Origin of the sequence: Dolichospermum circinale AWQC131C (assembly GCF_000426905.1) — a bacterium.
Classification (GTDB): Bacteria; Cyanobacteriota; Cyanobacteriia; order Cyanobacteriales; family Nostocaceae; genus Dolichospermum; species Dolichospermum circinale.
This window is the reverse complement of the sequence record NZ_KE384592.1, coordinates 96,412-107,481: the sequence shown is the minus strand read 5'-3', so window position 1 is coordinate 107,481 and position 11,070 is coordinate 96,412. Positions and strand designations below refer to the sequence as shown.

At 37.1% G+C, this 11,070-nt stretch carries 13 protein-coding genes; 6 read left to right on the top strand and 7 right to left on the bottom strand.

The features are described from left to right. The first annotated feature begins 65 nt into the window (after positions 1-65). Positions 66-194 (top strand): DUF29 domain-containing protein, encoded by a 129-nt coding sequence (locus tag ACIR131C_RS25345; RefSeq protein ID WP_231395382.1) that lies wholly within the window; start codon positions 66-68, stop codon positions 192-194. Positions 195-291: 97 nt separating this feature from the next. Here ACIR131C_RS25345 and ACIR131C_RS0103650 read toward each other — a convergent pair whose 3' ends face one another. From ACIR131C_RS0103650 to ACIR131C_RS0103625, 6 genes are all read right to left on the bottom strand, one after another. Beyond that, positions 292-1,032 carry an amino acid ABC transporter ATP-binding protein gene (locus ACIR131C_RS0103650; RefSeq protein ID WP_028089106.1) on the bottom strand — a complete coding sequence of 247 codons (741 nt, stop codon included), beginning with the start codon at positions 1,030-1,032 and terminating at the stop codon, positions 292-294. A gap of 266 nt (positions 1,033-1,298) precedes the next feature. Further along, positions 1,299-2,444: an amino acid ABC transporter permease gene (locus tag ACIR131C_RS0103645; protein ID WP_028089105.1), complete on the bottom strand. Its 1,146-nt coding sequence runs from the start codon at positions 2,442-2,444 to the stop codon at positions 1,299-1,301. Between the two features lie 19 nt (positions 2,445-2,463). Next, entirely contained in the window at positions 2,464-2,925 is a 462-nt protein-coding gene (locus tag ACIR131C_RS0103640; protein WP_417033494.1) for a type II toxin-antitoxin system VapC family toxin, read from the bottom strand. Further along, positions 2,879-3,145, bottom strand: a complete 267-nt coding sequence (locus ACIR131C_RS0103635) for a hypothetical protein (RefSeq protein WP_035371455.1) — start codon at positions 3,143-3,145, stop codon at positions 2,879-2,881. The genes ACIR131C_RS0103640 and ACIR131C_RS0103635 overlap by 47 nt, the downstream gene beginning before the upstream one ends. Before the next feature lie 72 nt (positions 3,146-3,217). Next, positions 3,218-4,144, bottom strand: a complete 927-nt coding sequence (locus ACIR131C_RS0103630; RefSeq protein ID WP_028089102.1) for an amino acid ABC transporter permease — start codon at positions 4,142-4,144, stop codon at positions 3,218-3,220. Between the two features lie 23 nt (positions 4,145-4,167). After that, positions 4,168-5,259, bottom strand: coding sequence for an amino acid ABC transporter substrate-binding protein (locus tag ACIR131C_RS0103625; RefSeq protein ID WP_051347484.1), 1,092 nt, complete (start codon positions 5,257-5,259; stop codon positions 4,168-4,170). Between the two features lie 129 nt (positions 5,260-5,388). Here ACIR131C_RS0103625 and grxC point away from each other — a divergent pair, with 129 nt between their 5' ends. The 4 genes from grxC to ACIR131C_RS21815 all read left to right on the top strand — a co-directional run bounded on the left by grxC (position 5,389) and on the right by ACIR131C_RS21815 (position 8,232). Further along, positions 5,389-5,697 carry a glutaredoxin 3 gene (gene grxC, locus ACIR131C_RS0103620; protein WP_028089100.1) on the top strand — a complete coding sequence of 103 codons (309 nt, stop codon included), beginning with the start codon at positions 5,389-5,391 and terminating at the stop codon, positions 5,695-5,697. A 188-nt stretch (positions 5,698-5,885) separates the two neighbouring features. After that, positions 5,886-6,695 (top strand): Uma2 family endonuclease, encoded by an 810-nt coding sequence (locus ACIR131C_RS0103615; RefSeq protein WP_028089099.1) that lies wholly within the window; start codon positions 5,886-5,888, stop codon positions 6,693-6,695. Positions 6,696-6,775: 80 nt separating this feature from the next. Further along, the gene (gene tadA, locus ACIR131C_RS0103610; protein ID WP_081677153.1) at positions 6,776-7,264 is read left to right on the top strand and encodes a tRNA adenosine(34) deaminase TadA; all 489 of its coding nucleotides are present in this window, start codon (positions 6,776-6,778) and stop codon (positions 7,262-7,264) included. Between the two features lie 110 nt (positions 7,265-7,374). Further along, the gene (locus ACIR131C_RS21815) at positions 7,375-8,232 is read left to right on the top strand and encodes a lysophospholipid acyltransferase family protein (RefSeq protein ID WP_081677152.1); all 858 of its coding nucleotides are present in this window, start codon (positions 7,375-7,377) and stop codon (positions 8,230-8,232) included. Here ACIR131C_RS21815 and ACIR131C_RS0103600 read toward each other — a convergent pair. Next, positions 8,195-10,303: a S8 family serine peptidase gene (locus ACIR131C_RS0103600; protein ID WP_028089097.1), complete on the bottom strand. Its 2,109-nt coding sequence runs from the start codon at positions 10,301-10,303 to the stop codon at positions 8,195-8,197. The two genes, ACIR131C_RS21815 and ACIR131C_RS0103600, sit on opposite strands and share 38 nt — an antisense overlap. A 162-nt stretch (positions 10,304-10,465) precedes the next feature. Between ACIR131C_RS0103600 and ACIR131C_RS0103595 the strand changes: the two genes are divergently transcribed. Next, entirely contained in the window at positions 10,466-11,056 is a 591-nt protein-coding gene (locus ACIR131C_RS0103595; RefSeq protein WP_028089096.1) for a hypothetical protein, read from the top strand. The last annotated feature ends 14 nt before the right edge of the window (positions 11,057-11,070 follow it).

Sequence of the window (11,070 nt, the reverse complement as noted above, 5' to 3'; positions counted from 1 at the left end):
ATGAAATCATCCGTGATTATTGTGTATCTTAATGTCTCATTCTTAAGTTAAATGACTATAAATCTATGACCATAACTTATCAAATAGACTTCAATATCTGGCTTGAAGAAACAGCCAAATTATTACTAGAAAATTGCTGGACAGAAATAGATAAAGAACATTATCAAATCTTCCCAATATTTGGACATCGTTAAACCTGCATTTTAGATCCCCGACTTCTTTGATAAATGATCATTATTTACAAAAGATTAAATTAAGAAGTCAGAGATATTTAGCCTGAATTGAATCACCCTAGAGAATTTGTGATAAAAATTTCTTAGTTCTCTCTTCTTTGGGATTAGTAAAAAAAGTGTCAGGGGTAGCAGATTCAACTAATAAACCGCTATCCATTAGCACCACTCTATCAGCAACTTCTCGCGCAAATCCCACTTCATGGGTAACAACTACCATTGTCATTCCCTCACTAGCGAGATTTTGCATGACATCTAAAACTTCTCGCACCATTTCTGGATCTAATGCTGATGTCGGTTCATCAAATAGCATGATTTTGGGTTGCATTGCTAATGCACGCGCTATAGCTACTCGCTGTTGTTGTCCACCAGATAATTGTCCGGGATATTTTTGTGCTTGTGCTAAAATTCCTACCCTTTCTAATAATTGCATTGCTAATTCTTCCGCTTTTACTTTGGATATTTTGCGGACATATATTGGCGCTAAAGTGATATTTTGTAAAACTGTTAAATGGGGGAATAAGTTAAATTGCTGAAATACCATTCCCACTTCTCGACGAATTGTTTCAATGTTTCTTAAATCATGACTGAGGATAATTCCGTCAATAGTAATAATTCCTTTTTGATATGCTTCTAAAGCGTTAAATGTACGAATAAAAGTTGATTTTCCTGAACCAGAAGGACCCATTAAAACAACTACTTCTCCTCTTTCTACGCTTAAACTTATACCTTGGAGAACATGAAATTTACCATACCATTTATGGACATTTTCGGCAATTATTATCGGTTTTGTTTCTGTCATATTTTACTCTTTTTTTAATTTGAATTTTTTTTAACCAACCACAGAGGCACAGAGGACTCAGAGTAAAAGAGGAAGAACTGTTAAGCTTATTCTTTGGAGAATATGAAATTTACGATACCATTTATGGGCATTTTCGGCAATTATTATCGGGTTTCTTTCTGTCATATTTTACTCTTTTTTTAATTTGAATTTTTTTTAACCAACCACAGAGACACAGAGGACTCGGAGTCGGAAAGGAAGAGATGTTTTATTCAGTTTTATTAAAATTAATTATTTAATTGCTTTTCTAATTTTTTAGCAGCTAAGGACATTGAATAACAAAATAGCCAATAAATCAAACCAATAAATAAATATACTTCTGCATATCTTCCTAAAAATTGCGGTTGGGCTAATATGGAACGTGCCATTCCTGTTAATTCCACTAATCCCACTAATGATAAAAGTGATGTATCTTTAAATAAGCCAATAAATTGACCAACAATTGCGGGAATAACTGCCCGTAATGCTTGGGGTAATATTACTAATGTGAGTAATAAGGGTGTATTTAATCCTAGTGCTTTTCCTGCTTCTATTTGTCCTCTGGAAATTGATTGTAGTCCTCCGCGTACGTTTTCGGCCATGTATGCTGCACTAAATAATATTAGTCCCACCATACTTCTGAGTAATCTATCTAAACGCAAATCTGCTGGTAAGAATAAGGGTAACATAACTTGGGCTAAAAACAAAATACCAATTAATGGTAATCCTCTGACAATTTCAATATAAAGAACACAAAACCACCGCACTACAGGTAAATTACTTGTTCTTCCTAATGCGAGTAAAATTCCTATGGGGAAGGAAAACACAATACTAATTATTGCTATTAATAGGGTGAGTAATAAACCATTCCATAAGTTTGTAGATACAGGTTGTAACCCTAAACCACCACCAATTAACCAGATAATTATCGGAAAGGATAATAACCACATTAAGGAAAGCCAAGGTGTGATAATTTGAGCAAATTTTTGACCAATTATCACACCTAAAGTTATTAAACCTGTAATTAATAATAAAGACAAACGACTAGTTAATGGGAAGGGTAAAATTAATAATAAAACCCCAACAATAAAACCAAAAATTAGAGAATTGCGTTTTGTGAATATTGCTTCTTTAGTAAATGCACCCCCAGTAATTGAGGTTAAAGTTGTAGATATTCCCAAAACCAGCCAAATTCGCCAATATAAATTCTGGGGAAACCTTCCCACCAAAAATAAATGTAAATTAACTGTAACTACTTGCCATTGTGCCTTAGTAATTAACCAAATTGCAAATCCTTGAAATAGCCAAAATAGAAAAATTGAACAAAAAACAGTTAATAAACAATTGTACCAATTATTAAACAGATTTTCTCTTAACCAAGTTAGTGTAATCATAATAAAAATGTCAGTTGAATTAAGGTAAAAATATGCGATTAAATGGTTGTTTGCGATAGCGACGATAAATATTAAAGTCTTTATCTAGAGTGGCAATGGCAGAAATGTTTAATCTTTCAGAAATGGCGATAAGTGATAAATCGGTAAAATCTGCGGGTAAATCTTGATAAATTGTGTTAAGTTCTTGGATTCTTTGATAGTCTGATGGCACTAAATGTTCGCATAAGAAAACTCTTATTGATAGGGCAGATAAGAATTCGTTCTGCACTTTTGTATTTGGCGCAAGTAACCACATCACTTCTGTAACACAGGCAATTGTTGTGATGAGTTGACTAGTACAAGTGCTAAAAAAGTTAACAACTTGTTGGTGATATTTGTCTTTACGATCATAGAAGGCAACAATAATTCCAGTATCAATTAAAATCAGAGGATAATTATTCATGATTTCTTCTTTGATGTCTTGCTTGAATTCTGTCAGCAATTGCTTTTTTGCGTACATCTCTATCTGACAAATCTCCTGATCCTTCTAGTAAGAATTGTGGATAACCACCCATTCGTTCTAAAACTGTTTTAGCCGAAGTTGGATAATTGTTAACAGGTGTTTCCAATGATGAGATAAATTGTAAGACAAGTGGGATTTGTTGATCACTAAGATTAGCGATCGCTTGTAAGAGTTCTTGCTGTAAATTGGCGGGGTACATAGTGATTAATTGGTGTTGTGATGATGACAATTTTAGCAAATGTATCGCTCTTTGCGAATACTGCGGTTAATATTATCTTTCCTTAATCTGTACAGAACGATTAAATAAATTCATGGTGAAAGAAATTATCAAACTCAACGTCAGATAGGTAATCATAATTAACAGCATTACCTCTACAGCTTTTCCAGTTTGGTTAAAAGTCGTAGAAGCAACAAAATAAATATCAGGATAACCGATAGCGATCGCTAAACTGGAATTTTTTGTTAAACTCAGATATTGACTAGTTAATGGGGGAATAATCACCCTTAACGCTTGAGGAAAAATCACCAATTGCATTGCTAAACCTGGCTTTAAACCCAGAGATTTTGCTGCTTCCCATTGTCCTTGAGGAACTGATTTAATTCCCCCCCGCACAATTTCCGCAATAAACGCACCCGTGTAAAAAGTTAACCCTAATAACAAACTAGAAAACTCTGGAGACAAGGTAAACCAAGGAAATTCAATGCCATTTTGACTAAAGTTAGCGAAACCCAAAACAGAAATTTTATTTTCGGCTTTGGGGAAACTCAAGAAAATTGCAAAGTACCAAAATAGCAATTGTAATAATAATGGTGTATTCCGAAAAATCTCCACATAAACAAAACTAATTTTCCTGACTAACCAATTATCTGATAGTCTGGAAATTCCCGCAGTAATTCCCACAATTGTAGTTAATAATATACTCATTATTGCTATTCGTAAAGAATTAATTAATCCCACTAATAAAGCATAATTATAAGCATCCGTTGGTTGATAATTAACGATAGTTTCACCAATATCAAAAGATGCTTGTTGCTTGAGAAAATTAAATCCAAATTGAATTCCTAATTGCTGTAAATTCCGTCTGACATTACTCCACAATATCACGACTATAACTACTGCTAAAAATACAAAAATTAACTGAATAGCATTTTGCAAAAAACGATGATCACGCCATAAAGGAGGTTTAGAATTAGTCATTATTTGAATTTAGTATTAGAATACTACCGGAAAGGTGGAGAATAGAGTAATCCTCCTTTTGTCCCTAATTGATTTTGACCACGAGGGAGATTTAGTTTTGTCTTTGTTCCCAAATTGCGTTCATAAATTTCCCCATAATTACCAACGTGTTTAATAATTCTGGCTGCGAAATCATTTGTTAAACCAATTCCTGCTGCCAAATTTCCTTCTGTTCCTAAAAAACGTTTAATATCGGGATCTTTACTATTTGCAAACTCTACTAAATTTTGAGAATTAATCCCCAATTCTTCCCCTTTGATCAAAGCATAAACAGTCCAGTTAACTATATCACTCCATTGAGTATCACCCTTAGCCACTGCTGGCGCAAGGGGTTCAGAAGAAAGAACATCATCTAAAATGATGTTATCTTCCGGTTTCGGTAGGGTTGTTCGTCGAGAAACCAAACCAGAACGGTCTGCGGTGACAGCATCACAACGTCCTTCTGCATAGGTAGCAAAGGTAACATTCACATCTTCAAAAACAACGGGTTTATAAGTCAAACCTCGTTTCCGCATTTGGTCTGCTAAATTCTGTTCGCTTGTCGTCCCTGTTTGGACACAAATAGCTTTGTCTTTGAGGTCTTTAATAGATTTAATGTTGCTATTTTTGCGAACCATAACCGCCTGACCATCATAAAATACCACAGGTGCAAACTCTAAACCCTGAGCAGTCCCCCGGCTAAAGGTCCAACTAGTATTGCGACTCAAAATGTCTACTTCTCCAGTTTGTAAAGCTGTAAATCTCTCTTTAGCGTTAAGGGGACGGTATTCTACTGCGTCTGGATTATCAAATATCGCTGCTGCTACAGCCCGACAAATATCAACATCAATACCGCTATATTTACCGTCAGTCCCCACAAAACTAAATCCTGGTAATTCACCGCTAATTCCACAAACAAGCTGACCACGGCTTTTAATGCGATTCCAGATTACGCGAGTAACCTGTGCTTGAGGGGTATTAATCTGACTCTGTGTATTTTGTGGTTCATCACTACAAGCAGTCAGAGAAAATATTAATTCCAGTGTGACGATACCAGATATAATATGTCCAATAGTAGATGATTTCCTAGATTTCATAAGTAAATAAGGCGATATTTATTGTTGATATAATCTAATTTTTACACAAAAACGTCAAAAAAGCACAAGATATATCAAATATCTATCGGGGATCACATTTAATTAAAACCAAACTTCCCAATTAACAATATGCTAAATTTTCTCAATTCCCTTCTCGGTCGTCATCCAGAGCGCGTCAAAGCTAATGTAGAGATTTATACTTGGCAAACTTGCCCCTACTGCATCCGTGCCAAAATGCTACTATGGTGGAAAGGTGTTAATTTTACAGAATACAAAATTGACGGTGATGAAATAGCCAGGGCGGACATGGCTATACGCGCTAATAATCGCCGCAGCCTTCCCCAAATATTTATTAATAATCAACACATTGGCGGTTGTGATGATCTGTATCTTTTAGATAGGAAAGGTCAACTGGATGATCTTCTGTATTTATACTGATGAAAACTTGGTTGAAATAAATAAAATCACCCAAATCTAACTGGCTCTTGTGGTGCGGGCATCTTGCCCACTAGAATTATACTTAAATATAGTACAGTTTATAGCTAGATCATGGCGATCGCCTGATTTTTAGCTGTTTTGAGATTGTATCAGATAAAATAAAAACAAATCAACCAGAGGCAGTGATTATGATCACCCAAATCAGTGAAATCAAATCTCCCACTGAACTTGTAATCTCTTGGGAAGCCTTACCCGATGATTTTCAGTTAGAGGACGAACCGGTGGAAAATACAGGACAGCCACTTTTGGCTGGTGCTTTGCGCGAAAGTTTAGAAATTGCGGGTTTTATTCAACCGCAGATGTTGATAGCCTCAAATTTTGGTTTATGTGCGACATTAGACGGTAAATTTATTGCTAAAGCACCTGATTGGTTATATATTCCGGCAGTCAAAGAAATTTTACCTGAACGCAAAAGCTACACACCGAATTTAGAAGGAGATATTCCCGCTATAGTTATAGAATTTTTATCAGATCAGGAAGGTGGAGAATATTCTTTTAAACGCACATATCCACCGGGAAAATGGTTTTTTTATGAGCAAATTTTGCAAGTTCCCATCTATGTAATTTTTGATCCAGATGGGGGTCTACTGGAATTATATCAACTGGAGAATGGTCGCTACGAGTTAAAACAACCCGATGAAAATGGTTTACATTGGATTGACGCAATGGGCTTATTTTTGGGAACTTGGAGGGGGGAAAAAGAAGCTAGAACTGGATATTGGTTAAGGTGGTGGAATCAAGCAGGTAATCTATTACCTTGGTCTGTAGAAAAGATTGCAGAAGAACGTCAACGGGCTGAACAAGAACATCAACGGGCTGAACAAGAACGTCAACGGGCTGAACAAGAACGTCAACGGGCTGAACAAGAACGTCAAGAGAAAGAACGGCTAATAGCGTACTTAAAATCCCAGGGGATTGATCCGAGTAATTTACCTTAAATAGTAGGGTGCGTTAGCTGTCTTCGTAACGCACCTAATTGAAATCAATAATAACTGACCACAATAATAAATATAAATATATGCTGGATATACTGGAATTACCAGAATATTTAATACATAGAAAATGGATGAATCACGCCCTAGAATTAGCGCGAGCAGCGGGTAATGCTGGTGAAGTTCCCGTGGGTGCTGTAATTGTTGACACAAATAACCACCTGATTGCTGTAGGAGAAAACCGGAAAGAACGGGATCAAGACCCTACGGCCCACGCGGAAATTATGGCGATTCGGGCTGCTAGTCAAATTTTGCCAAATTGGCGCTTGCATGATTGTACACTATATGTCACTCTAGAACCCTGTCCAATGTGTGCTGGTGCTATAGTTCATGCACGATTGGGAAAATTGATTTATGGAGTGGACGATACCAAAACTGGCGCAATTCGGACTGTTCTCAACATCCCTGATCACCCAGCGTCTAATCACCGTCTAAAAGTGCTAGGAGGTATTCTGGAATCGGACTGTCGAGAACAATTACAAAATTGGTTTGTTAACCAACGTCAGCAAAAATAACAGACACAGATAAAACTGTCCAGATGGGAAAACAAAAATTACTCAATAAAATCTACGGTGGACATAATCAAGTTTGTGTCATTATTTACTTCTAAAAACTAGCCACCGTTATGATTAAATCAGACTCTGCTTCTACTACCGACCATTCACAAACCACAAGTACCTATGTAAATTCTCAGGTCAAATCTCCCCAGCAACCGTTGATGGCTGTGAGGACTTGGCGGATTTCCCCTTGGTTAATGCCTCTGGCCTATTTTCTAGGACGTTACATAGTTTTGCCATCTTTCTTTGGACATATTCAAGTTACTGGACGAGAAAATATCCCCAGAAGTGGTCCGGTAATTCTTGCTCCTACCCATCGTTCTCGCTGGGATTCATTAGTTTTACCCTACGCTGCTGGTCGTCACCTCACAGGTAGAGATATGCAATTTATGGTGACAATTGATGAATGTCAGGGGTTACAAGGTTGGTTTGTCCTGAGAATGGGCGGTTTCCCTGTCAATACTCAACGTCCGGCGATCGCTAGTCTCCGTCATGTGGTCAAGTTAATGCAGCAGGGAGAAATGTTAGTTATTTATCCTGAAGGTGATATCCATCGTGATGGTCAAGTTCACCTGCTGAAGCCGGGAATAGCCCGTTTAGCCTTAAATGCTGAATCTAAATACCCAGGGTTGGGGATTAAAGTTATACCTGTTAGTATCCAATACAGCGAATCCTATCCTCACTGGGGTGCAGATGTCAACATTCACATTGATGAACCTATCCAGGCCAGAGATTATATGAATGGAAATTTAAAACTGGAAGCTAAAAGGCTGACAGCAGATTTAACCCATAAATTAAAACAATTAAGTCAGGAGTCAGAAGTCAGAAGGAACATAGAACCAGAAAATTCCTCCCCTGCTTCTCCTCCTTCTCCCTGCTATATATCTACTACTTCCCATGTCCAATTACCAATTCCCAGTGATTAAGTTTCCCCACATCAAGCGCAGCGTAGTCAATGACTTGTAATTCCCAGTTACCTTGCGCGGGTTGAGAAAGTAATTGTTTTAGAGCGGGATGCGATCGCATTGTGTAAGTATTTTGTAATTGGTTACGACGGCCTAATGTGCGACTTTGCAATAAAATCCGCTGATTATTAGGAGCAATTAAATAAATTTCTAAATCTCCTAAAAAATCATGGGTGATATTAACTGTAACTTGGATATCACCAATATTAATAACTTCATTAATAGCGATCGCACTTTTAATTCCCTGTTGATCATTATCAGGAATATTCACAACTTGAGTATTTTTTACCTGTGTTTGTTCATTAGTAATTTCAGAAAGGACACCCATTTGTTTTGCTAGTCTCACAGCCTTAGCTGCATTAACTTTCCCATAACCAAACCATTGACTATGACCATTACTATCATAAGTACCCCCATTAATACTCAATTGAGGATCAGAGCTATTATCAATAATTTTATCAGCAGTATCTTGAAGAATCTGTTTAACTTCTTGAGCCGTTAAATCAGGATTAGCTGATAATACTAAAGCTGCTACTCCTGCGACTATGGGAGTGGCGCTAGAAGTACCACCAAAGTTATTAGTAAAGTTTCCAGCATCATAACCTGCTGCTCCTAATTGATCTGCGGTCAAAATTCCCAACCCAAACAGAGAAGAGACAATTGCCGGTTGTGTATAAACAAAACCGGTTTCTTGAAACCACATTCCTGGGGGAGCATTATTACTAGGAGCGCAAACAGAAATATTATCTCCCCAATTACTATAAGCAGCTTTTTTATTCAAACTAGTAGAAGCCGACACGGTAATTACATCAGGATGAACTGCAAAACCGCTTAACCAATTTGTGTTAGCTTTAACAATATTTCTCGGCCAATTTTGTTCATTGATAGTCCCATTAATCGGACGGTTAGCATTTCCTGCTGCAAAGACAATTACACATCCTTTACCATTACGTCCATTGGTAGCAGCATGACTAATAGCTGCCCTTTGACGGATAGAAAGGGGAAAATAAACAGCAGAAGCTCCCCAACTACAAGAAATTACACTTGCTCCCTTTTCCACCGCCCAATTAAAAACATCCTCAATTGATTGATCATCTAAAAAACCGGTAGTCCGAATAGGCATCATTGCACAACCAGGAGCAACTCCGACAATTCCCGCGCCATTTTCTTCAGCTACAGCTAGTCCCGCGCAAGCAGTACCATGACTAGTTTCTTTTTCTCCTGGTAAGGGTAAAAAATCATTTTCTTTTAAATCTCTAGGAGCAACAATTTTACCATTACCTTGAAAATCTGGGTGATTCAAGTCAAAGGAATCATCTACTACAGCAACGATAACAGAACGAACGCCGCGAGTAGTATCCCAAGCTTGTTCTACGGAAATGTGAGAACCAGCTATTAATTGATTTCCCCCATTGTGATTGAGATACCACTGTTGAGGATAAAGGGAATCTTTGGGGCGATAATGAGGTTCTTGTTGAATGATGATATTTGGTTCTGCGGCTAAAACTTCTGACAGTTTTTGTAATTGATTCGTGATTTTAATTGGGTTTTGTTTAGCTTGTTTACTCACCAGAAAAATAAAAGTATTCGACATTCCTATCACTGGTTGATCTAGAACTAAATTAAATCTATTCGCAATAATATTAATTTTATTCATATCTACCCAAGTAGCAAATTGAATTGTAATTTGATCACTTAGATAAACTAAAGTACCTGGATTATTTTCAAGTTTATAAACATGACTAACAAAGTCTACATTTTTATCGGCACGGACTTGAGACATTACTGTTTCTAACTGCTCAGGAAAAACTGTATATAGTTCTAACTTTGCCTGGGATATAGTGCGCCGCCATACACATCCATGTATCTGTGATAGTTGCTCACGTGGAAAATTAGCATTAGGACGCATAGTAAAGCGATATAATGTTTTTTCTAACATTAACTCCTCGCCACTGCGTTGTAAAATTAATGCTTCGTCGCTATTTGTGACATCTGGTTCAACAAAATCTGGAGAATTAATATTATCACTCATAAAAAATTGGGATTAGTTTAAAATTAATTGACCTCTTGGCTCTTACCTGTTTAGTCCTTTGCCAGAGAAATTTTCTCAGTCACTTGAGTTTATTATCGGTACAAAGAGAGTTAAAATACATCAAGCTTTTCAAATTTTTGCCATATTTTACTAGTTAACCTCATGAATGTTGCTACGGATCTATTAATTCGCTTGACCTGCTTATCATTTATAGCATTTTTAGGTATATTATCACCTGCTGAAGCTCAGGTAAAAAAGCCCTCAAGTCCTGTTAATCCTGCTAGTGAAACCAAACCGACGACCGGGGATAAAACTAACACCCTCAGTCCCACTGGACAGGGTAATAATATCTTGAGTATAGCGGCAGGCGATCGCCTAGTCAAAGAAGCAAATCAAGCGATATCTAGTCAAAATTATGCCCTAGCTGCCCAAAAGCTGCAAGAAGCACGCCAGGTTTATAATCAGTTATCGAGCTTTTATCAAGAGTTAAATTCTAGCTTTACAGGTATTGACATTTCTGTATCTGACTCCCAACGCCAAAAAGCCCTAGCAACTGCCCAAAAGCGAGATGAAGCCAGCTACCAGTTAGCCCTAGTATATCGAGCGCGAAATCAGCCAGAACTAGCCATACCTTTGCTAGTGCAAATCATTAAAAGTCAAAACCCAACCAGAGAATTAGGGACAAAAGCTTATCAACAATTATTTGAATTAGGTTTTGTGGATGCACCCTATTCTCCTGCAAACAAGAAATAATCAGCATAAGTTAA